Annotated in this window: 16 protein-coding genes; 8 read left to right on the top strand and 8 right to left on the bottom strand. The window is 40.5% G+C overall.

Going from position 1 to position 24,406, the window contains the following annotated elements; genetic code table 11:
- Positions 1-27: 27 nt before the first annotated feature.
- Positions 28-480, top strand: coding sequence for a GNAT family N-acetyltransferase (locus tag RT138_RS10665; RefSeq protein ID WP_409529452.1), 453 nt, complete (start codon positions 28-30; stop codon positions 478-480).
- 142 nt (positions 481-622) lie between these two features.
- On the opposite strand, the gene RT138_RS10660 is transcribed toward RT138_RS10665, so the two are convergent.
- Complete coding sequence (locus RT138_RS10660) at positions 623-1,135, bottom strand: hypothetical protein (RefSeq protein WP_313190657.1); 513 nt, start codon at positions 1,133-1,135, stop codon at positions 623-625.
- A gap of 97 nt (positions 1,136-1,232) precedes the next feature.
- Complete coding sequence (locus RT138_RS10655) at positions 1,233-2,105, bottom strand: DUF808 domain-containing protein (protein ID WP_313190656.1); 873 nt, start codon at positions 2,103-2,105, stop codon at positions 1,233-1,235.
- Positions 2,106-2,622: 517 nt separating this feature from the next.
- Between RT138_RS10655 and RT138_RS10650 the strand changes: the two genes are divergently transcribed.
- The 3 genes from RT138_RS10650 (at position 2,623) to RT138_RS10640 (ending at position 6,928) form a co-directional block, all read left to right on the top strand.
- A complete protein-coding gene (locus tag RT138_RS10650) occupies positions 2,623-4,008 on the top strand; it encodes an NAD(P)/FAD-dependent oxidoreductase (protein ID WP_313190655.1) in 1,386 nt (461 codons plus the stop codon).
- Between the two features lie 162 nt (positions 4,009-4,170).
- On the top strand, positions 4,171-5,112 hold the full coding sequence (locus RT138_RS10645; RefSeq protein WP_313190654.1) for a Dyp-type peroxidase: 942 nt from the start codon (positions 4,171-4,173) through the stop codon (positions 5,110-5,112).
- A gap of 118 nt (positions 5,113-5,230) precedes the next feature.
- Positions 5,231-6,928, top strand: coding sequence for an amino acid permease (locus tag RT138_RS10640; RefSeq protein ID WP_313190653.1), 1,698 nt, complete (start codon positions 5,231-5,233; stop codon positions 6,926-6,928).
- A gap of 52 nt (positions 6,929-6,980) precedes the next feature.
- Here RT138_RS10640 and RT138_RS10635 read toward each other — a convergent pair whose 3' ends face one another.
- Together RT138_RS10635 and RT138_RS10630 are read right to left on the bottom strand one after the other, a co-directional pair.
- Positions 6,981-8,720 (bottom strand): RagB/SusD family nutrient uptake outer membrane protein, encoded by a 1,740-nt coding sequence (locus RT138_RS10635; RefSeq protein ID WP_313190652.1) that lies wholly within the window; start codon positions 8,718-8,720, stop codon positions 6,981-6,983.
- Between the two features lie 4 nt (positions 8,721-8,724).
- Positions 8,725-11,973 (bottom strand): TonB-dependent receptor, encoded by a 3,249-nt coding sequence (locus RT138_RS10630; protein WP_313190651.1) that lies wholly within the window; start codon positions 11,971-11,973, stop codon positions 8,725-8,727.
- 572 nt (positions 11,974-12,545) lie between these two features.
- Here RT138_RS10630 and RT138_RS10625 point away from each other — a divergent pair.
- From RT138_RS10625 to RT138_RS10610, 4 genes are all read left to right on the top strand, one after another.
- Positions 12,546-13,943, top strand: a complete 1,398-nt coding sequence (locus tag RT138_RS10625; RefSeq protein ID WP_313190650.1) for a WG repeat-containing protein — start codon at positions 12,546-12,548, stop codon at positions 13,941-13,943.
- Positions 13,944-14,020: 77 nt separating this feature from the next.
- Positions 14,021-16,279 (top strand): sensor histidine kinase, encoded by a 2,259-nt coding sequence (locus tag RT138_RS10620; protein ID WP_313190649.1) that lies wholly within the window; start codon positions 14,021-14,023, stop codon positions 16,277-16,279.
- Positions 16,276-16,914, top strand: a complete 639-nt coding sequence (locus RT138_RS10615) for a response regulator transcription factor (protein WP_313190648.1) — start codon at positions 16,276-16,278, stop codon at positions 16,912-16,914. The genes RT138_RS10620 and RT138_RS10615 overlap by 4 nt, the downstream gene beginning before the upstream one ends.
- A 64-nt stretch (positions 16,915-16,978) precedes the next feature.
- Positions 16,979-17,176, top strand: a complete 198-nt coding sequence (locus RT138_RS10610) for a hypothetical protein (RefSeq protein ID WP_313190647.1) — start codon at positions 16,979-16,981, stop codon at positions 17,174-17,176.
- Positions 17,177-17,239: 63 nt separating this feature from the next.
- Here RT138_RS10610 and RT138_RS10605 read toward each other — a convergent pair whose 3' ends face one another.
- The 4 genes from RT138_RS10605 to RT138_RS10590 are packed head-to-tail and all read right to left on the bottom strand — an operon-like array spanning position 17,240 to position 24,325.
- Positions 17,240-18,511 (bottom strand): glucose-1-phosphate adenylyltransferase, encoded by a 1,272-nt coding sequence (locus RT138_RS10605; RefSeq protein ID WP_313190646.1) that lies wholly within the window; start codon positions 18,509-18,511, stop codon positions 17,240-17,242.
- A 1-nt stretch (position 18,512) separates the two neighbouring features.
- A complete protein-coding gene (locus tag RT138_RS10600; protein ID WP_313190645.1) occupies positions 18,513-19,928 on the bottom strand; it encodes a glycogen/starch synthase in 1,416 nt (471 codons plus the stop codon).
- On the bottom strand, positions 19,925-21,844 hold the full coding sequence (gene glgB / locus RT138_RS10595; protein WP_313190644.1) for a 1,4-alpha-glucan branching protein GlgB: 1,920 nt from the start codon (positions 21,842-21,844) through the stop codon (positions 19,925-19,927). The genes RT138_RS10600 and glgB overlap by 4 nt, the downstream gene beginning before the upstream one ends.
- Positions 21,845-21,865: 21 nt before the next feature.
- Positions 21,866-24,325: a glycoside hydrolase family 31 protein gene (locus RT138_RS10590; protein ID WP_313190643.1), complete on the bottom strand. Its 2,460-nt coding sequence runs from the start codon at positions 24,323-24,325 to the stop codon at positions 21,866-21,868.
- Positions 24,326-24,406: the final 81 nt, after the last annotated feature.

Here is a 24,406-nt window from a genome sequence, read left to right as displayed (position 1 = left end):
TACTATGCAAACATAGGAAAATCTACCATGAAGTTTAGAAAAGCCCATATTATGGACTTAGAAAGAATCATAGAATTACTTTCGGACGATATGTTAGGGAACATGCGCGAGGCTTATCGGCATCCACTTCCTGCGGAGTACATTACGGCCTTCAATAAGATCAATGAAGACAAAAACCAAGAGCTTTTGGTAATGGAAACCGAGGATGGCAAAATTATTGGCTGTTTGCAATTGACATTTATCCAATACCTGACCTATCGTGGAGGGATTAGGGCCCAGATCGAAGGGGTTAGGATTGATAAGGCAGAGCGGTCTAAAGGTTATGGCGAAAAGATGATCCGATATGCGATCCGAAGAGCAAAAGAAAAAAGTGCTCATGTCCTTCAACTCACCGTAGATAAAGTAAGACCCGAAGCCTTGAAATTTTATGAGAAGCTCGGTTTTAGGGCAAGTCACGAAGGGATGAAACTACATCTCTAAGCAAAAAGAAATGTTTAACAATAACATGGCGGATGGCCATATAAAAAAATCCCTGACCACCTGGTCAGGGGTTTTTGTTTTATTGAAGATAGAATAAAAAAAAGCCCAAAATAATTTTTGGGCTTTCCTCAAATGTCTTTTTTTATCCAGCAGGTGTTGGTTCAGTGGGAACCTCAGGGGTTTCAGGAACCTCAGGAGTTTCTGCAGGTGTAACTTTCATATATTCTTCATAAGACGCTTCATCTGTAGGAAACCCAATGCGTAAAACATTGCCTTGAAGAGATACAGGCAATCCAAAAGTACAGCCTTGGTTATATTTAATCCGGTCATTTATACCAGGGTAAATACTATTGTTTACTGAATAATATTCAAAATCACCATTTTGGTTCTTATCTTTCGCATCCGTGAAAACACAGAACTGTCCACGACTCACCGTCAACTTATTATCCGCTGTGAATTCAAGCATTTTTAAGGTGTCCAAATGAGGACCTTCAGTGATAATAGTATCTGAATTACGAATTCCATCAACCTTAACCCATTTACCAATCAGCTCTGCAGTATCTTTAGGAGTTTTTACTTCTTCATCCTCTTTGGAGCAAGCTGTAAATGCTCCTAAAACAGCAACGAAACAAATAATGTTTAATATCTTTTTCATAAATAATCTATACTAATTCATGTAGAAATTTAATTCGGTTTAGGCCAGGACCTATTGGGGCGCAAATTGCTAAAAATTAAACCGACCGACAAATAAATTAATGTTTATCCTTTCCTATCCCAAAGATCTTCTTGACAAGGAGAACAACTCCCAGTACGATAAAACCTACTACAAGACCCATTCCAAATTCTTTCACGATTGACGGAACCTGTGGAAGGAAATGGTGGAAATAATCGATATTATGCACAAAAATACCCCCTGCAACCAATAATAGGGCTAAGGTTCCGATAACCCCTAATGCTTTGATTACAATCGGCAAAAGTTTTACCAGGAGATGCCCTAATTTAGCAGCTATTCCCTTATCGTTAGATTTTTTGATCAGGCTATGTCCGGCATCATCCATTCTCACGATCAAGGCCACAATACCATAGACCCCTACTGTTGCCAGGATGGCAACCACGGAAACCGTAAGGATCTGAATGGCCAGGCTTTCTTCAAGGACGGTACCTAATGCAATGATTACAATTTCAACAGATAAGATAAAATCTGTGGTGACTGCGGATTTTACCTTTGCAGACTCTGCAGCTTCACCTTCCAGGGCTTGCTCCTGTATGACCTCCTGCCCTTCTTTTTTTCGGTGAAAAAGATAATGAATAACTTTTTCAGCTCCTTCGTAAGCTAAATAAGCACCACCAATCAATAAAATATATTTAATCACTACGGGCAGGAAAGCATTGAGCAACAAGGCGACAGGCACGATAATCAGCTTATTGACAAAGGACCCTTTCGTAATTGCCCAGAGCACTGGAATTTCTCTAGAAGCTAAAAATCCGGTTGCTTTTTCGGCATTCACGGCCAAATCATCTCCTAAAATACCTGCGGTTTTCCGCGTTGCGATTTTACTTGCAACTGCTACGTCGTCCATAAGAGCGGCGATATCATCCAAAACCGCGAATATTCCTGATGCCATATATGATTTTTTTAATTTACTCCTAAAATAAACAGATTTTGCTCAAAATCACGCAATCCCTTAATTTAATTGAAAAAGCGGCTAAAAATAATTTGGAAAATCTTACCCGATAAAAGCAAATCATATACCAAAACAACAGGGATGCAGGCAATTGGACTTAATTTTTAGGCCATCAAAACTGCTAAACTATTCCTAACAGAACTAAATATTAATCATTGGTTTTCCGATAAAACCATTGGTTAATCCGAATATTATTTCGTTAATATTTTTAATTAATGAATATTATTCGTATCTTTGCAACAGTGAAGGAAAAAAACACATTTGTGTATAATGATCATTCAGCATCACCTAATTATTACTTCCTTTAATTTTAGCGTCAAGAATATTTGGTAATTATCAGCCAAAGAAATCAACGCGCCTTCTATATCCCAAAATGGGAATCATTACAGCCTTATTGCATCTATCTACAGATAATGGCTCATTGAAAAATTTAAAAAATTTATAAAAAGAATAAAATATGACAGATTTTAAAGTTGGAATTATTGGAGCTGGCCCTAGTGGTTTAGCTATGTTAAGAGCATTTGAATCAGAACAGAAAAAAGGTAATCCCATCCCAGAAATTAAATGTTATGAAAAACAAGATAATTGGGGCGGCATGTGGAACTATACCTGGCGAACGGGTGTAGGGAAATTTGGCGAACCATTACATGGAAGCATGTATAAATACTTATGGTCCAACGGGCCAAAAGAATGTCTGGAATTTGCAGACTATACTTTTACGGAGCATTTTGGACAACCTATTTCGTCCTATCCTCCGCGTGAAGTACTGTTTGACTACATTCAAGGCCGAATTAAGAAAAGTAACGCAAGAGATTATATCAAATTCAATACGGTAGCTCGCTGGGTCGACTATATCGAAGATAAAAAACAATTTAGGGTCGTATTTGATGACCTACAAAAGAATGAGACATTCGAGGAGTACTTCGATTATCTTGTAGTAGGTACGGGGCATTTCTCAACGCCTAACATGCCTTATTTCAAAGGTATTGACAACTTCCCAGGTGCAGTGATGCATGCGCATGACTTCCGTGGTGCGGATCAATTCATTGGACAAAAGCTATTGTTGATCGGAAGTAGTTATTCAGCTGAGGATATTGCGGTTCAATGTTTCAAACATGGCAGTGACTCGGTGACCATTTCCTATAGGACCAATCCAATTGGCACGAAATGGCCAGAAGGAATCAAGGAAAAACCGTTGGTAACTCACTTTGATGGCAACACTGCTTATTTTAAGGATGGTACGACAGAAGATTATGACGCTGTGATCCTTTGTACAGGATATCAGCACAAGTTCCCTTTCCTACCGGATGAATTACGTTTAAAGACGAAGAACTGTCTGTATCCAGACAATTTATATAAAGGCGTAGTATTCAATGAAAATGAGCGACTTATATTCTTAGGAATGCAAGACCAATACTATACATTCAATATGTTTGATACTCAGGCTTGGTTTGCGAGGGACTATATGTTGGGAAGAGTTGATTTCCCATCTAAAGAGGAAAGAGATGCCGATATTAAACAGTGGATGGATTACGAGGCTAAAACCGTAACTGGTCCTGAGCATGTAGATTTCCAGACAGATTACATCAAGAACTTGATCAGTTACACGGATTATCCTGCATTCGATTTAGACCGTGTGGCGGAGATGTTTAAAAGCTGGTTAAACGACAAGGAAGTCAATATCCTGAACTATAGGGATCAGGTTTACAAGTCGGTCATGGATGGTACAAGCGCTGAACCTCACCATACCCCTTGGATGAAAGAATTGGATGATAGCTTAGAGCGTTATCTAAATGAAGTAACCATCGATGAAAAAGAATTAGATAAGGTTATAAATTACTAATTGAGAAAGCAGGGATTTATTTCTCTGCTTTTTTCATCACAATGCATTAAGTACTGCCCTAATACGCAGTACTTTTTTCTTTCAATAAATTAATTTACGGGCTAACTTTTATCTGTTATTAAGAATGCTTAAATTAGGTTAACACTACTATTAAATTCACCTATGGCATCAATATCTCAAAACATTACGGATTACCCCAATAACAACACCAATTTTTCAGTTTGGAAATTCAAGGATGGAACAGACTATAAAGCTGTTTTTGAAAGGCTTTGTGGACTGGTTTCTAATCTGAACCATTCATTTGTGGTTCGTACGCCAAATGGCAGGACCAGTTGTATTATGGGGATCGGTTATGAGGCTTGGAATAAATTAGGTATGCCTACTCCCCTTCCTAAGGAACTGGAAACTTTTGAAAAGATAGTTGGAGGAAAACATACTGCTGTATCCACGGAGGGAGATTTACATTTTCACCTTCGCGCTGAAAATGCTGGCATCTGTTATGAAATGGCGAAGGATATCTACGATATCATCAATCCAGTTGCCGATAATTTGGTTGAAGTACATGGCTTTAGGTTTTGGGACGGCCGTTCCATCCTTGGCTTTGTCGATGGAACAGAAAATCCAATTGGTGATGAACGAGCTCAATTTGCATTGGTTGGTGAAGAAGACCCTCAATATCAAGGTGGAAGTTATCAGTTTGTGCAGAAATACATCCACAATCTGAAGGCATGGGAAGAACTGCCAACTACCGAGCAAGAGAAGGTATTTGGTCGGTACAAATTATCGGATGTGGAGATGACGGATGAGGTAAAACCAAAGAATGCCCATAGTGCATTGACCAGTATTACAGATGAGAATGGGAAAGACCTAAAGATTGTGCGGGACAACCTTCCGTTTTCAAATCCTTCAAAAGGTGAATTCGGCACTTATTTTATTTCCTACGCCAGTAAATTCTCGACAACCAAAAAGATGTTGGAGAATATGTTCTTGGGAGACCCTATAGGCAATTATGATCGGATATTGGATTTCAGCACTGCGGAAACAGGTACACTTTTCTTTGTACCTACGCAGGAAATGCTAGATAATTACTCGGCCACAACATAAATGAAATATTTTATTCAATAAATTTTCAGAAACCCTAGTATGATTTTCTTATAAATATCATTCTAGGGTTTCATTTTTATATCTACTTTTGTTGACTTCACCAAATAATTAATCGCTAATGAGAAATAAGCTTTTCAAAAGGAAGAGTCTAGAACTGATCATCAAGGAAAAGGGTCAGTCCGAAAGTATGAACAAGGTCCTTGGAGTTCGAGACTTAGTTTCCTTAGGAATTGCTGCCATCGTAGGTGCCGGAATTTTCAGTACCATCGGATTGGCTAGTTTTGAGGGTGGCCCTGCCATTTCTCTACTTTTTGTGTTTGTTGCTTTTGCCTGCGTATTTACGGCTCTTTCCTATGCACAATTTGCCAGTACCATTCCGGTTTCGGGTAGTGCCTATACCTATGCTTATGTCGCATTTGGGGAACTATTCGCTTGGATTATTGGTTGGGCATTGGTTTTAGAATATGCTGTTTCCAATATTGTGGTTTCCATATCATGGTCGCAATATTTCGTTACCATGCTGGAAGGATTTGGGATTCATATCCCTGCATGGCTTTCTATGGCGCCCCAATATGCCTTGGAAGCTCATCAGAAGTTAGTTGAGTTAGGACCGGAAGCTTTGACGGTTGCAGATAAGTTGGGCCTGAGGGCCTATGAATCTGCCCCTCGGATTGGCGAGGTACCTATTATTTTTGATCTTCCTTCTGGGGTTATCATCAGCTTGATCACTTGGTTGGTATACCGAGGGATTAAAGAGTCTAGAAGGGCTAGCAACATCATGGTGATGGTAAAGATCGGTGTGATCTTGGCTATCATTTTTGGTGGTGCCTTTTTCGTCAATCCTGAAAACTGGGTACCCTTTGCTCCAAATGGTCTTCAAGGGGTATTAGGATCAGTTGCAGCCGTATTCTTTGCTTTTATTGGATTTGATTCTATCTCGACCACTGCAGAAGAATGCAAGAACCCCCAGCGGGACCTTCCAAAGGCGATGATCATCACCTTACTGATCTGTACTGTTCTTTATGTAGGGATAACTTTGGTGTTGACAGGGATGGTAAATTACACTGAACTGAACGTAAAAGATCCCTTAGCATTTGTTTTTAAATACATAGGTGTTGATTATTTAGCTGGGATAATCTCAGTTACCTCAGTTATTGCGATTACCAGCGCACTTTTGGTCTATCAATTGGCTCAACCAAGGATCTGGATGACCATGAGTCGGGACGGCTTGCTCTGGAAGAAGTTTGCTACCATTCATCCAAAATATAAAACACCTTCCTTTGCGACGATCGTGACAGGTTTTGTGGTTGCTATACCTTCCATGTTCTTCAAGATGGATTTCTTTGTGGATCTAACCTCCGTAGGTACCTTCTTTGCCTTTATTTTAGTCTGTGCGGGTGTACTCTACATGGATTATTCCGGCTTATCCAAGCAGTCTAAATTTAGAGTTCCTTATATCAACGGTAAATATCTGATCGGATTAGGTTTTGTGATTGCTTGGGTTTTGATCTGGAAATTTAACCAAGAAGCCATCCATGAATGGCAACACTTGGATTTCTTGTATATCCTGGAGCATAAATCGTTGATTTTGATCTTTTGGGCTGTGTGGGTTGTACTTGCTATTATGGCTTTTAAATACAATTTCTCCTTGCTACCTGTGATTGGGATCCTTATCAATCTCTATTTGATGACCGAGCTAGGTACGAGCAACTGGGTAATCTTTTTGATCTGGTTGGCTATAGGATTAGTGGTTTATTTCTTTTACGGTTATAAGCATTCCAAGCTAAACAACCCTAAAGCAGAAGATATTGCATAAGAAAAAGCCGCATCAAAAAGATGCGGCTTTATTCATTTATTTAATATTAACATTATTTCCAGCCTGGATTTTGAGTTAAATTCTTATTGAGTTCCAATTCCTGGATCGGAAGCGGATAGAAATAATCTTTAGCTTCATCAAATACTTTTTTGATATGGGCATTGATAATCACGTTTCCGCTTTTTCCGTTTTCCAATAAGATCTCTGATCCTAATTTTAACAATTGCACGCCAGGAGCTGTTGGTTTTGTTCCTTCGTAAATCCAAACGTCTTCTTTACCATCACCATCGAGGTCAAACTTACCAATGTTAGGGAAATACATTCCTTTAAATTGACGAGTGATCAATTGACCGCTTTTCCATCTCAAAATATCATCCCAACGGTAAGACTCCATAACCAATTCAATCCTTCTTTCCCTACGGATTTCTAAAATGGTACCTTTCATGGCTCCAGCTACTGCTGGGTAATCTTTTGCCAGATACGGATCTGCATTGCTGTTTGCCGTCGCTAATACCAAGTTTGGCATTTCTGCTCTTGCACGGATTAAGTTAATGGATAGATCAAGATCCGCCTGGGTCAAAGTTCCCAATTCAGCTTTTGCTTCAGCATAGTTCAACAGAACTTCAGCATAGCGGAAAATAGGCATATCATTTTCAGAACGATTATAGTTATCATATTTCACATCACCAACGAATTTGATTAACTGATAGCCCGTTACGGAATTTCCAAAATTAGGTGCAATTGGTGCTGCCCCTCCTATTCTGGTATACCCAGGGGTCCTTATGGTTTGATGTAACCTTGGATCCCTATCTTTTACCTCTTCCAAGAAGGTCATTTTATCATAGTTAGGTTTGTCCGTGAAGCGTGTTCCGTCTTTCATTAAATAGGAATTGACCAAGTTTTTCTCCAGGCCAGGCTTACCGTATGAAGCTGTAATGGTATAATAATTTACATTGTGCCAAATCTGTAGGGCATCAGAAAACTTACGAGCCAAAATAACTTCTTGGGATACGCTATTGACAGAGCTAAAAAGTTTGCCATAAGAATCAACTCCAGCGCCTGTATAAAGACTATACTGACCAGCATCCATTAATTCTTTAGAAGCTGCTACTGCCATTTCAAGGTATTTATTTGCATTTGGCAGGTTCAATTCTGTATGATATTTCCTGAAAGTACCTTCAAACAAGGCCACTCTTGATTTAAGTGCCAAGGCGGTCCATTTTGTTGCTTTTTCATCGGACTTTGCGTCTGACATATTCTTGATGGCGAAATCCAAATCTGCCATGATGGAATCAACAATGAGCGATCTAGAATCACGTTTTTTCGATAATTCCTCTTCATCATTGACATCAAGGACCTTTCCGTACCAAGGCACATCTCCGAAACGTCTAACCTTATCATAATAGAAATACGCCCTGAAGAATTTGGCTACACCTGCATAAGGCGCAGCATCCTGTACCGAAAGATGATTATAGCAGTTTTCAAGGAAGAAATTAATGTTCCTTAGTTGCGTCCAAGACCAGCCACCGCCACTTACAGGGACAATTCTTTTTCCCGTTAATTCATCTTGCAGCGTGGTTTTGACGATATTATCAATTGCTTCGTTATAAATTCCTTCAGCAGATGGAAGGGCACCGTCATAAAATGAATTGCTGAACAATTCAAGATCTTTGACACTTTTGAAAGAGACATCGGGAGAGATATTAGCCTCCGGCTGTCTATCTAAATAATCCTTACTACATCCTGTAACTAGAACAGCAAGTAGAATATATAATATAAATGAGTTTTTCATGGGTTTAGAAAGTAAAGTCAAGTCCAAAAGAAAATGTTCTAGAATAAGGGTAAGCTCTACCGTTTGATTCTTGAGCTGCTTGTTCTGGGTCAATATATTTTGACCTTAATTTAGTCGCTGTCCACAGGTTTTCTCCAGATAGATAGATCCTTGCATTGCTCAGTTTCAACTTGCTCATGATTGCGTTTGGAAGGGTATAACCAATGGTTAAGTTTTTCAAACGGATATAAGCTAAATCTTGCAGATAACGGTCTGATTTGACATTCAGGGAGCTGTTACCATCCAAAGCGATATAACCACGCAGTAGAGGGAAATAAGCATCTGGATTTTCAGGAGTCCATACATCTTCTACAAAATCTTTAGGAACGAATGAATAGTAAGGTCTGGAATAAGGCCCCCAGAACTTATCCGCATTGGAACCAGGCCACCAGTTCTGTTTTCCGATACCTTGGAAGAATGCCGAAACATCAAAACCTTGCCAGTTGGCACCTAAGTTTAAGCCGAAATTATATCTCGCTCTGCTATTACCGATGATAACCTGGTCTCCAGGATCACTAAGGGTATTTTTCCCTTGGTTTACTTCTTTATCCCCATTGATATCCACAAATCTTGGATCTCCAGCTTGCAGCTTAGACCAATCTCCAGGAGCTGAAAGACGACGAGCATCAATACGATCTTGGTTTACATCCCAATTTGCAGCCTCTTCGTTGGTTTGGAACAAACCATCGATCTTATAGCCCCAAATCTCTCCTAATGTCTGACCAACATAATAGTTGTTCAACAACATTTCCCTATTGTCAAATCTGGTAATCTTCGCTTTGGAATCCGACAGGCCTAGACCGAAACTGTAACCAAATGGTTTATCGGCAACTTCAAATTGATCTCTCCACGCTAATGACAGCTCCCATCCTACGTTTCTTAAATCGCCTGCATTCGTTTTCGGAGAACTAGCACCGAATACTGCTGGCAGTGTTTTTCCAGGGATTAACATGTCCAAAGTTTCGCGGATAAAGTAATCAAAGGATGCTGTCAATCTACTTTGAGCAAATTCAAAGTCAGCACCAAAGTTTAAGGTACTGGTTCTTTCCCAGGTTAAATCCCCAGAGATTGGAGACGGTGAACTTAAGAATTGGGTTCTTCCACCATTGGTGATGTAGGCTGAGTTTCCAGCGCCTAATAACGGGATATAACCATAAGGCGAGGCCTCCTGAGCATTACCTAGAGAACCGTAGGATACTCTTAATTTAGCTTCGTTGATATAAGGCTTCACAGACTCTAGGAAAGGTTCTTCCATAATACGCCATCCTGCCGAAAAGGATGGAAAGAAACCAAACTGTTGGCCAGAAGGGAATTTGGAAGTCCCATCATAACGACCATTTACTTCCAAAAGATATCTTCCTTTATAATCATAATTTATCCTTCCGAAAAACCCTTGTAATGCCCAAGATTCTTCACCGCCACGTAATAATGGCACGCCCGTTCCGAGGTTAAAGTCATTAAGGTCTTCCGATAATAGGTTGGTTTGGGTTCCACCCACATTTCGCCAGGTACTCAGTTCTTGGTTGTAACCTGCTGTGGCTCCTAGATTATGATCACCAAACTTTTTATTGAAATTGGCAAAAATATTAAGGGAATGTTTCTTGTAATTCTCTAAGTTTTGAACCAGCTGATCATTTCCCAAATAATTGATCACGCCAGGATATACAGACCATGGAGCCTGAACCCGACGATTAAATTTATCAATCGGATTGTAGGTAAATGTGTAGTTTCCAGTAACTGTCAAGCCCGGCATAATTTGAGCGACAGCCTCAAAAAGGTTGATAAATTCATATTCCTTCTCCCCTCCTTTTGATTTACCGTAAAGCAAATCTGCCATGATACCATCACCGATATTATAATTGTTTAATTCGGTTCTGTATGTAGCCGTACCATCTGGGTTTTGAGGAACATAGGAAGGTAAAGCATGCACAGTTGTGGAGATAAAGTTATTGTTGGCATCTACACTACTGTTCCATCCTGGGAAAGTATAGTTTTGATAGTTAATTTGGCTATTATTGCTCACCTTTAACCAATCCGTTACTTGCCCATTCAATCTAGCTCTTAGGTTGTATCCTTCAAACTTATCTTGTTGAACTTTCATAAGACCGCCTTTCTGGTACATTCTTCCGGAGATATAATAGTCCATTTTTTCAGATCCACCAGAAAAAGTCAGGGCATGTTCCATTGAGTTCATCTTGTCCCTATAGAATGTATTCCACCAATCCGTATTGGCATAATACACGTATTGGTCCTTTCCATTTCTATTTTGGATTACGACTGAAGGTAGAGATGGGTCATTTTTTCGCTTTAGTAATTCGGCATAATCCTCATCGGTATAACCTGTATATCGGTTTCCAGTAGCACGTAAAAACGCTTCGTCATTCAATACGGCAGCATCATAGCCATTGGTGATGAAATCTGTATTGACTGTAAGGTCAGAAGTTCCAAAATTATTGCTATAGCCAATGGTCATCTTTCCGGCCTGTCCCTTTTTGGTTGTGACAAGCATGACCCCGAATGCACCTCGAGCACCATAGATGGCAGCTGCGGAAGCATCCTTCAATACCGATATCGATTCAATGTCTTTAGGGTTGATGGTATTGATATTCCCCGGAACGCCGTCAATTAAGACAAGAGGAGCAGCATTGGCGGAGTTAATAGACGCAAAACCACGGATATTTACCTTTCCTTCACCTCCTGGGCGTCCGTTGGTAAAATTAATGTTCAAGTTAGGCACAGCCCCTTGAAGAGCTTGGGTTGCATTTGCTACAGGACGATCTTGCAATACTTTGGAATCGATCTGTGCGACAGCCCCTGTTAAATTCACTTTCTTCTGCTTTCCATAGCCCACGACCACGACCTCATCTAGGTTTTGATCGGTAGCAACAATAGTAACATTTACTTGAGGTCCAGTAACAGTAACAGTTTTAGCAGAATAACCGACCATGGAAATTCTCAGTTCGTTCCCCACTGAACCAGAGAGTTCAAAATTTCCATTTTCGTCAGTTTGGGTACTAGACCCAATCGTGACATTACTTACTGATGCGCCGACAACAGCCTCACCTGTTTCTGCGACTACTTTACCTCGAATAATGTTCTGACTGATTTCATAAGTCCGCTCTATTGGGACATGCTTATAGGTAGCATGTGCAGCAGACCAAGAAAGAAGCGATAAGCCCACAAGAATGGGTAGGTAGGTGTAGTTCTTTTTCATGGTTTAAGTACAATTTCTTTGCGAGCAAAGAAAGGTTTTACAATATTGGTTTATTATTAAGTATTTGTTATTAGTAGGTTAAGATGTTAAAGATTTATTACTAAGTGCAATTAGTTAATTCAAAAATAACAAAAAGGTTTCGCTACTTCATCTAAAAAATCAATATAATTAAAGCTTAATAATCAAGCATTAGTTAATTTTATAACCATTTCTTAATAGAAAGCCGCTTTCAAGAAAAAATAAATAAAATGTTGTAACATAGAATATTCCCACTGCTTAACAAACATTATTTTAAGCATGTTTTTTTGTTTAATAACCTTAACAAGTTGGATCCCCTTAAAAGATTCTTGTCAGTCAATAAGGTAGGATGCCACATATTTTTAAAGGACTGGTTTTGAAATATATCCCAAAAGCCATTGATCATGAGCAACTCCTAAAATTATGCTCTTGAACAACAGTAATACTGTATAAAAAAACGACCTATTAATTCAGAATCCCAACAAAATTAGCTGTTATCAGGGATGGTTTTTCTGGCCTATTCTGCTCATTTTTGTGGAATAACATCATATTTAATGAAAAAACTATTTTTCTCATTTTTACTTATCAGCTTTTGGAATCTAACTTTGCTAGCACAGGAACAAAAGCTTCACAGAATCGACTATCGCCCTATTTTAACTGGAGAACAAAAGGATCAAGTAAGCACTTCAGATAATTATTCATTGAGGGCTTGGTTCAATGATACTTTTATTAAGACATCGGTCAACGAACAACCTAGTCGGTTGCAGATTATCAACAAAAAGACAGATCGCTCTTTCTTGTTGTTTCCAGAATCCGAACAGTATTATATTTACAATGAAGGTAATGATGGTGAAGCTGGAAGGTTATATATGGAATTAGATGTAGAATTTGAATTCGTCCCTGGCAAAACAAAGACCATAGTAGGTATTCCTTGTAAGTTGGCCATTGTGAATGGAGATTTTGACCTTTCGGGTGATAACTATACCAAGATGGAAGTCTGGTACTCCGATAAATTTCCAAACCTATATTGGGATCAATTCATGTTCCTTAAAGATCTACCTGGAGCGGTAATGGAACTTACCATTGGCGAAACTGGATTTACTGCAATTAATATTACCGAAGAAAGTCTGAGCAATACCGAATTTGAGATTCCCACTTTCTATGCTGCATTGGTTGTTGACGAGGAAGAGGGTGAGCATCTAGATGCGGCAGATAGTCTTTCAGAAGTCCCGCAAGTTGATGAAGATCGTTACTTATACCAAGATGAAAACACCGAGCTATTAGGTTTAATGGATGAAAATGGAAATCCAATCACGGAAGCTGAATATACCTATTTTGATCAATTCAGTGGAGGAATAACCACGGTAATCAATTTGGACAGCAAATATGGTTCAATGGATAAAGATGGTAACATCAAGATCCCTTTCAAGTACGATTTTCTAGTGTATGACGCAGAATACCAACAATACATCTATTCCGAAAACGACAAGTTTGGGATCCTAGGTGCCAATGACCAGCCTATTATCAAGGCTCAATATGATATGGTGAGCCATATGAGCCACGGATACTTATCGGCTACCGTTGGTGATAAAACTGGAATTTTGGACAAAACAGGAAAGGTTATCGTTCCGATTTCTTATCCTCTCATCCTGGAATTCAATGCTGAAGTTTTTGTTTCGGTTGAAAATGATCATTACGTAATGTACAACATCAAACAGAACAAAAAACTTGCAGAAGGCTATGATATGATCTCTCTTTCTGAAAAAGACCCATTGCATATTGTTCAAAAGGGTGAAAAATTCGGATATATCAATAATCAAGGAAAGTTAGTCATCCCTATGAAGTTTAGCAGTGTTTCCTCTTTCGAAGATGGAATTGCATCAGTTATGGATTCGGATGACGGTGATGTATATTATATCAATATCAAAGGTGAAAAAGTAAACATCAACTAATCGAACGAAAGCATAAACAGAGTCCTTTATTATGCTCTGTTTATGTACTTTTGTCAATACACAAACAGAAAGCAGGAATGAACACTAACATAGGAAAAGTCTTATTATCTATATTTTATGTTTTTCTATTCAACATTCTTGCCCTCCTTCCCCATTCGGCAAATGCTCAGGATATCCTGGACAAACTGCAAAAAGAATATAATCAATACCACGCCGATGACCCTGAAAAATTCTTCAGTACCGGAAAGCTGGCGCAAGCGCTCTTTTTCAATCAAAAGGAAGATGAAGCCTTCAAACTACTTAAAAAAGATATCGCCGTTGCCAGCAAGTTAAATGACAGCCGATATTCTGCCTATCTCTATACCATCCTTGCCATCAATCAATTGATTATGGAAGAAACGACAAGTTCAAGGCAAAGCATCTTGAAGGCGAAGTCATTGGTAGACCGCAGCAAGGACATCGAAACCAAAGGATATGTGTATTACGGCTATGGTTGGATACTGGCTAGGCAGCAACAGGAGGCAGAAGCGGTCAAGCAGTTTATGATCGCGTTGAGTTATTACGACCAGGCCAAGCAATCCAATACGCTTTTCAACAGAAAAGCAAATGTCTATAAAGAGCTGACGTCTATTTACGCAAACTGGAATGAGTTTGACCTGCAGGAAAAATACAGCAAACTAGCACTGAATATTGCACTGAAGCAGAAAGATCCACTGACCATCTTTGATACCTACATGTCATTGGGCTATATGTATGAACAGAAATATCTAGAAGACCAGCAACATGTAGAATTTAGGAACTCAGCGGAAGAATACTACCTAAAAGCCTTGAATACCTATCTGGAAAAACAGAATGAGATACCTATCCCTTCAAACTTAGCTTTTGTAGCCAACAACCTTTCGCATCTCTATTTTAAGTTCTATCCTAAGGAATATAGGGATAAAGCAACTCAATATGCTGAACTGGCAAAAACAAAAGGACTGGAATCCAAACAGTACAATTTAGTTGCCTCTGCTTATGGGATTTTGTCAGAACTGGAACTTCTTAACGGGAACTCCAAAAAAGCAAAAGAACATTTGTTGTCTTCACTGATAGAGATCAACAAATCCCAGGTACAGGATCAACAGATCTTGATGAGCATCTATAACACCCTTTCACATATCAGTGAGCAAGAGGGAAATTATCAGGAGGCAATCAATTATTATAAAGAATACATAAAGTTATTTACTAATGTCTATGACCAGGAGAAGCTAAGTATAGGCAAGCGTCTTGAAGCGCAGTACGAAAAGGGGAAGCAGGATCAAGAACTGGCCCTCTTACAAGTAGAAGCTGAAAAGAAGGAACAGCAGATCCAATTGATGGCGGCTTTGGGAATTCAGCAGAAGCAGGAACTGGAAAACATGCGCCTTATCCAAGACAATCAGTCCAAAGAATTGGAGGTCTCCAAACTGACTGCTGAGAAGCAGTTTCAGGAAATTCAGATGTCTAAACTGGAAGCCAAGAACAGAGCTCAAGAAATCAGCAACTATCAACAGGAAATCAGCTTAAAGGATAAGATCAATACGTACTACATTGCCTTGATGATCGGGGCCCTAACCTTATTGGCGGTCCTATTCTATGCCTATACGCAGCGCTTGAAGCATATGAAACAAAGGGAGAACTTTCACAACCTTGCCATCGAACAAGAAAGGCAAAATGCGAAAATATCCATGCTTACTGCCCTCCTGGATGGGCAAGAACAAGAAAGGGCAAGGATTGCACGCGATCTACATGACGGCTTAGGTGGACTCCTTTCAGGAACCAAACTGCAATTATCCCATCTGAATGACCAAACATCATTTGAGATCCAGGAGAAGATGCAAAAGGGAATCACCCAATTGGATATGGCCGTTGATGAACTCCGTCGAGTAGCCCACAACCTGACACCAGACCTATTGCAGAAGTTTGGTTTACAGGAGGCCCTGAATGACTATGCCTCGCGCATGTGCAATGACAACCTGGAGATCGACGTCCAATTCCTGCATTTTAGCAACAACATGAATCTAGACCAGCAACTGGTCATCTATAGAATTATCCAAGAACTGGTCAACAATGCCATTAAACATGCCGAACCTAGCCAAATCCTTATCCAGCTGGTTGAGGAAGACTCCGAATACCATATCACGGTTGAGGATGACGGAAAAGGATTTGACAGCAACAACCACAGCAACAAATCTGCAGGCTTGCAGAACATACGATCAAGAGTAGAGTTCTTGAAGGGTAATCTGAATGTACAATCTGATATCGGTCAAGGTAGTAGCTTTGAAATCAATATCCCAAAAAACAAACAAACATGATAAATATCGCCATCACCGACGACCATCCTTTACTATCCGAAGGCTTGAAGAACATCCTTGCCCAAGAGCCAGATTTAAATATCATTGGTTGTTATCCTAATGCGCAGGTCTTGATAAAGGCTTTGGAAGAAACCCCGATTGATGTCTTGCTTTTGGACATCAACCTTTCTGATGCAAATGGATTGGAATTGATCAGTCCATTGATCAAGAAACATAAGGATCTTAAGATCATCATGCTCAGTGTCCACAATGAATTTGCTGTGATCAACAGCGCTTTCCAGGAAGGTGCGCATGGCTATATCCAAAAGAATGCTTCCATTGACGAGATCAAGCTTGGCATTCAGGAAATCCTATTTGGAAAGAAATTTCTATGCAAACAGACCAAACTGATCATTGATAAGAAAAACAGCACGGAACTGAAGAGTGTCCCAAAATTGACACGCCGGGAAAAGGAAATCCTGGCTGAAGCGGCACAGGGTCTGACGACGACCCAAATTGCTGAAAAGCTCTTTATTAGCCACCACACCGTGGAGAGCCATCGGAAAAACCTGATCGAAAAATTCAAGACGAGCAACTTGAGCTCAGCCATAAAAATGGCCCTAGATTATGGCTTAATCCGCGAATCTGTTGACTAACAAGCCCTCTCAAACTATTTTCATCTTTATTTGTTTAAGAATTGTAAACTAATGGAGAATAAAGATGCAAGAAAAAGAAGATGAACAAGGAAACAAAATCAATAATGCCGAAGAAGTAGACCCTACAAAGGTTCCAGAAACGGTCGTTAAAGAGAAAGATGATCAGCCAGCAGCTAACAATCTCAAGAGAACAATCATTATTGCAATCATTGTTTTGGCGATCATCTACTTTATCTATGAATTGGTATTAAAAGGCCAATAATAAAAACATAAAAAGGAAAGGCTATCCGAGTGGGATAGCCTTTCCTTATAAAATCTTATTGTTCTAGAACCCGATGGTTCTGCCATGTTCAATCACAGCATTTTTCTTGATGACGATAATACCTTCACAAATTGTGTACTCAGGAAAATCCCCATCCTTTAATTGCTTCCCACCTTTAATCCTTACATCATTTCCAATCCTACAGTTCTTGTCCAAGATGGCATTTTCGATATAACAGCGCTCACCTACTCCAATTGGTGGCGGAGTTTGGGATGAAGTTAATTGTACAACCTCATTTAATTCTTCATAATAATCCGAACCCATCATATAGGTCATCTTGACCACGGTGCCTTCCCCTATCCTAGAACGGATCCCAATCACAGAGCGTTGGATCTTTTCAGCCAAGATAATACATCCATCAGCTATGATCGCATTGTTCAGGGTAGTACCTGACACTTTTGATGGTGGCAACATACGCGCCCGGGTATATACCGTTTCGCCAAAAAGGTTGAATTCCGGGATATCATCTGTCAATCCAATGTTCGCTTCAAAGAATGAAGGAATCGTACCGATATCCGTCCAATAGCTGTCAAAAGGATAGCTCAATACATTTGAACTTTCGATTGCATCTGGAATAATCTCTTTTCCAAAATCCATTCCGTTATTTTCTGCCAACATCCTTGACATCACACCTTTCGAGAACACATAGATACCCATGGAAGCCAAATAGTTTCTACCTTGTTTTTCCAATTCTTCAGGTACCTCCGAGGTCCAATCTTCCAAAAGGTCCTTTGTCGGTTTTTCAATAAAGGAGATGACCTTATTGTTTTCATCCGATTTAAGGATTCCAAAACCCGAAGCTTCCTTGGCCGTTACTGGAATGGTTCCAATGGTGATTTCCCCTCCGTTTTTAACATGGAAGTCTACCATGGCCGAATAATCCATTTGATAGAGTTGATCACCCGAAAGGATCAGCACGTAATCATAGTCCACATTCACCAAGTTCTTCTGGGTCCTTCTAACCGCATCGGCGGTACCTTCAAACCAGCGATCCCCCTCATTGGTCTGCTCTGCAGCCAATATATCCACAAAACCCTTACTGAAAATACTGAAGTTGTAGGAGTTCTTGATATGCTTGTTTAATGAAGCCGAGTTGTATTGCGTCAGTACATATATCTTATTGTAGCCAGAATTAAGACAATTGGAAATTGGGATATCAACCAATCTATACTTTCCTGCAATTGGAACTGCTGGTTTCGAACGTTGGTCTGTCAACGGAAATAAGCGGGTTCCTCGACCCCCACCTAGTACTATAGAAACAACTTTATGCGACATATCATTTAAGTAATTGGTTATATAACTCTATATATTTCTTTGCCGATTTGTTCCAAGAATAATCCAATACCATCGCAGCATCCCTTGTTTTCGTCAAGTTATCAGCATAACTCAAATATTTGATTGCTCTTTTCACAGTCTCAGCAGCTTCATCAGCCTCTACATCATTGAAAAGAAAGCCATAGCCTCCCTCTTCTACATCCTTTACGGTATCTCTTAGACCCCCTATCTTGCGAACGACAGGAATGGTCCCATATTTTAATGCATACAGTTGGTTCAATCCACAGGGCTCCACACGCGAAGGCATAATCAGCAGGTCTGAGGCCGCATAAACCCGGTGAGCCAATTGCTCATTATACCCAAAGAATACTGCTAGATCATTTTTATAGTTAGGAGCGATAGCCTCTATAGATTGTTGGATGCCCGCATCTCCAGAGCCTAGTATAAATATACTTAATTTCCCTGAGTTTTTCTTCAAAAGATTCTCAATTAATTCAGGCAAAATATCTGCTCCTTTTTCCGTGGCAAATCGACCGATATAGCTTAACAGAGGCTTGCTTGGATCTAGACCAAATTCCTTGCAAAAGGTCATTTTGTTCTCAGCCTTCCCCTGGTTCACGGTTACCATGGAATATTGATGATCGATTAAGGCATCGATCTCAGGATCCCAAAAGGAGGTGTCAATACCATTGACAATTCCCACGGCCTTGGAGCGTTCATCTGAAAACAGATCCTGCAATCCATTCGCATCCACGAACAGTTCCTTTAGATAACCTTCAGAAACGGTGGTATAGGCATCACAGCATTTTATGGCGGTGGCCAACGGATTGATCAGACCATCCCAATCCAACAAACCCCATTTCCAGGTATCAAATGATGGTAGGATAATCCCTTTGCTCCAGGACATCCAACCTTGATACTGACCGTTATGGACCGTCACTACCGTTTTCACACCCTTGAAGACATTGAATTCATTGCTCCACTTGGTCAAGAACGGAACCAATCCAACATGATGATCATGGCAGTGCAGCACATCCGGATGCATATCATTGTATTTCAGGTAATGGAGAACCGCATGTTGAAAGGCAATCCATTGGTCTGCCTCATCTTGATAACAATAAATCTCTTCACGATCCAAAAGATTGGGGATCTTCACCAAGAACAACGGAAACCCCAATTCATCTTTTTTCTCTTTTAATATTTCATAGGTCAATACACTGGAACCCTGTTGGAATTCTCCACGGGCAACCACATCAAATTCATGATCTTGTACAAACTTCCTGTTGAAATACGGCATGATGACCGATGCATCAATACCTAATTCCCTTTGGTATTTAGGCAAGGCACCGACCACATCAGCCAATCCGCCGACTTTGGCGACAGGAAAACATTCTACACTTAAATGTATGACTTTCATTTTCCGAATTTTCTTTTAATTACTAAACCGCTCAATGGTGGCAGGTCTACGACAATAGCTTGCTCCTGCCCCATCCAAGGTTCATTTTCTGTAACCAATTCTTTCTTAACCGATACGCCACTGCCATTATAGGCCTGATCGTCTGAGTTCAGGATCAGCTCCCATTTTCCCGGATGCGGTACACCTAACTTAAATTTCCTCCGGACAACAGGAGTAAGATTGAGGACCACCACTAAGTCGTTCACCATATCATGCCCACGTCTACAATACGCAAATACGCTTTGATCCCTGTCCCCTAATTCTATCCAGAAAAAACCTTCAGGACTGAAGGCTTTTTCATAAAGCGCTGGGTAATTTCTATAGATCTCATTTAACTTCGCAACAAAACTCTTCAGGCTTGAATGCGGCTTATACTGCAGCAGGTGCCAATCCAAGGATTGGTTGACATTCCACTCTGCAGTCTGACCAAATTCCCCACCCATGAAGAGCAATTTCGTTCCTATGAAAGTAAACATGTATAGGTATAATGCCCTGAGGTTGGCAAACTTTTGCCATTCATCGCCAGGCATTTTATAGACCAAGGAACGCTTGCCATATACCACTTCATCATGCGATAAAGGCAGCATAAAGTTTTCCGTAAATCCATATACGGTAGCAAAGGTCAGCTTATCATGATGGTAGGACCTATTGATAGGATCTTCCTTGAAATAGGCTAATGTATCGTGCATCCAGCCCATCATCCATTTCATTCCAAATCCCAGTCCACCATTAAAGGTGGCACGGCTCACTCCGGTCCAAGAGGTAGACTCTTCGGCAATGGTCTGCACATTGGGGTAATATTTGGAAACTGCCTCATTGAATTCCTTCAAGAAGGCCACCGCCTCAAGGTTCTCATTTCCGCCCAACTCATTAGGTTCCCATTCACCAGCTTTCCTTGAATAATCCAGATAGAGCATGGAGGCAACGGCATCCACCCGCAGTCCATCGATATGGTACCGATCCAGCCAGAAAAAGGCATTACTGATCAAGAACGATTTAACCTCATTCCTTCCATAATTGAATATATAGGATTGCCAATCGGGGTGGAAACCCTTTCTTGGATCTGCATGTTCATAGAGGTGGGTTCCATCAAAATTATAGAGCCCATGGGCATCTCCCGGAAAATGCGAAGGCACCCAGTCCAGGATCACGCCAATATGGCTTTCATGCAATAGCTCGATCAACTTCATCAAGTCCTGCGGACCTCCAAACCTGGAGCTCGCCGCATAATAACCGGTAATCTGATATCCCCAGGAAGGATAATATGGATGTTCCATGATAGGCATAAATTCCACATGGGTAAATCCCGTTTCCTGTATATAAGGTATCAGCTGTTCTGCAATTTCTAAATAGCTTAAGAAACGTTCTGGATCTTTAGGATCACGAAGCCAAGAACCTAAATGCATTTCATAGACCGACATGGGCCTATCCAGTGCATTATGCTCCCTCCGACTGAACATCCATTCCGAATCATTCCAATCAAAATAGGTCGTAGCAACAATGGATGCTGTCTTGGGTGGAATCTCGGTATGCAGGGCAAATGGATCAGACTTCTCCAGATGCTCCCCAGTATTGGAATGGATATGGTATTTATAGACCTCTCCATTCTCCAATCCAGGTATAAAACCTTCCCAAATGCCGGAACTGTCCCATCGAACCTGTAATTGATGCGAATGTGGATTCCATCCATTAAAGTTTCCGACTACCGATACTGTTTGGGCGTTGGGTGCCCATACCGCAAAATATACTCCCTTTACCCCATTAATTAGAAGTTCATGAGAACCAAATTTCTCATAAAGCTTATAATGCCGTCCTGCCTTGAATAAAAAAACATCAAATTCGGACAATAAGGAGTGTACTTCAACTGGTTGAGGCATAATTAAGTAGGTTTTAGCTAGTTATTGAATATTTACTTTTTTAAAATCTCGCTCTAATTTAATAAAACTGTTTCCTTGCTCATCTTTCTGCAAAGTGGTTTTGATCCCGTCTACCGTGATCTGTTTAGGCTCAAATGGCAAACCGATCAGGTAAAGATGGAAATCGCTGTAATATGGAGTGTACAACCCTTCCTCACCTTGAATCACGCTGACCTGCTTGGCATCACAACTTGCAATAAAATTCTTCTCCACATAGACCCCTTGTTCATAGGCAAAGGTTTCGCCATGATCGGAATATAGGTAGGAAGCATGTTCACCTTCAGAATAGTACAGGTTCAAGCGCAAAGACTCCACCCGGCGCTCTCCTGTAAACTGCATCACAGGATATTCAGGGATAATCGATCCACCGCGGACAAAGAATGGCATCTCATCCAATGGCGTATCAATGGTATATTCCTGACCACCTTCATAAAAACTGTTATCGAAATAATAATACCAGGTTCCTTCAGGTAAATAAACTATTTTGTTCTGTTGACCAGGATGAAGGACAGGCGAAACCAACAATTGATTTCCAAAACCAAACTCCTCCTCACGGACCATATTTTTGGCCTTTTCCTGTTCCATCAAGGCAACCGGTCTTAAGATAGGTTCACCATATTTATGTTGCAACCAAAAAGTTGAATAGATATATGGCAACAACTTGTATCTCAATTCAATAAACTTCTTACAGATCGCTTCCCATTCCGGTCCGAAGCTCCAAGGCTCACGATCCCGAGTATCACCTGCCGAATGGACGCGCATAAATGGAGAGAACACCCCAAACTGCATCCAACGTGTGTACAGTTCACCATCAGGCTCACCTGTAAATCCACCGATATCGGTTCCACAGAAAGATAGTCCAGAAACCGAAAGGCGCTGTAACTGTAAGGTTCCGATGCGCAAATGCTCCCAAGTAGCGATATTGTCACCCGTCCATACCGATGAGTACCGTTGTGTACCGGCATAGGCCGCACGGGTAATGGTAAACGGACGTTTGTTTTTATATAATTTCTTCAGGCCGTCGTAAGTCGCCCGGACCATCTGCATTCCATAAACGTTATGCGCTTTACGGTGCGAACCACGATGTCCTTCAAATTGGTGCCTTACATCATTCGGGAAAGTCCCTCTACCAAATACAGCGGGCTCATTCATGTCGTTCCAGAAACCTGCAACGCCATCATCGACCAAACCTTTGTATAGTGTGCCCCACCATGTCCGTACCTCCGGATTTGTGAAATCAGGGAATTGACACCTTCCTGGCCATACAAACCCTTCCATGAAATAATCATCCCCCCGGCGGCAGAAATAGTTGTTCTCTTGGCCTTGCTTGAAAACCCAATAACTGTCATCCACCTTGATGCCCGGATCGATCATCACCACCGTTTTAAAGCCATTGGCATTGAGGTCCGAAATCATCTTTTTGGGATCTGGAAAATATCGCTTGTTCCAAGTAAAACACCGGTATCCATCCATATAGTCGATATCCAAATAGATAGCGTCACAAGGAATTTCACGCTTTCTGAACTCGTAGGCAACTTCGCGAACCTTATTCTCTGGGTAATAGCTCCACCTACACTGATGGTAGCCCAATCCCCACATTGGAGGCATATAATGGGTACCAGTGAGTTTATGATAGCGTTTTACCACGTCCATCATTTTTGGACCTTGGATATAATAGTATAGCAGTTCTCCACCTTCAGACCAAAAACTGGTTTGGTCCTGGTGTTCAGCAGCGAAGTCAAAATAAGTCTTGAAGGTATTGTCGAAGAAAATACCATAGGCCTGACCTTCAGTTACCCCCATGTAGAATGGAATCGTCTTATAGAGTGGATCCTGATTGAAGGCGTAGGAATAGGTATCCGAATTCCAGTTCTTCACCCTTCTCCCTCTCAGGTTCAGGTTGGTAGCTTTATCGCCCAGTCCAAAGAAAGCTTCATCAGCAGCAGCTTCTTTAGAACAATAGACATAATAACCACCAAAATCTACATTCTCTTCCCAGTGCATTGGAGAATGGTCTTTGTTTAAGACCTTCTCGTTCGTATCAGCAAAGGAAATGGTAAAATCCGATTTACGGATCAAGCATATGGTTGAGTTCGTTTTTACTTTGTAATACTCGGCATCTTCCAAAAGTTCATAACTCACGTAGTTATCTTCCTTGAAACTGATGGCATAAGAGAAATCTACCAAAAAAGAACCTTCAGGTGCCAATCGCACGCGGATGATATCCTCTGAAAAAACTTTCACTTCCACTTTCGAGCGTCCATCCGAAAAATAAAACGCGTTTCGGTCTTGCGTATAGCCTTTAACAGCAGTTAAATAAAGCTTTTCTATATTAGGAAGGTCGAGAACTGGATTATTAACGTGATGGATTCCATCATCTAGTGCGTCAGGGTTAGGTATTAAATCATTTGCAAAATCGCCCTTCTTTGTTGTATCTGTCATAAAAAATTAATCTAAATAGGTAATAGACAGTGTAAATGTCAGTTTTAAATTACAATATATTTTATAGAAATCAATGTTATT

This window comes from Sphingobacterium sp. (genome assembly GCF_032065005.1).
Taxonomy (GTDB): Bacteria; Bacteroidota; Bacteroidia; order Sphingobacteriales; family Sphingobacteriaceae; genus Sphingobacterium.
Note: the sequence above shows the minus strand (reverse complement) of the source record. Positions and strands in the feature narration are given on the sequence as shown.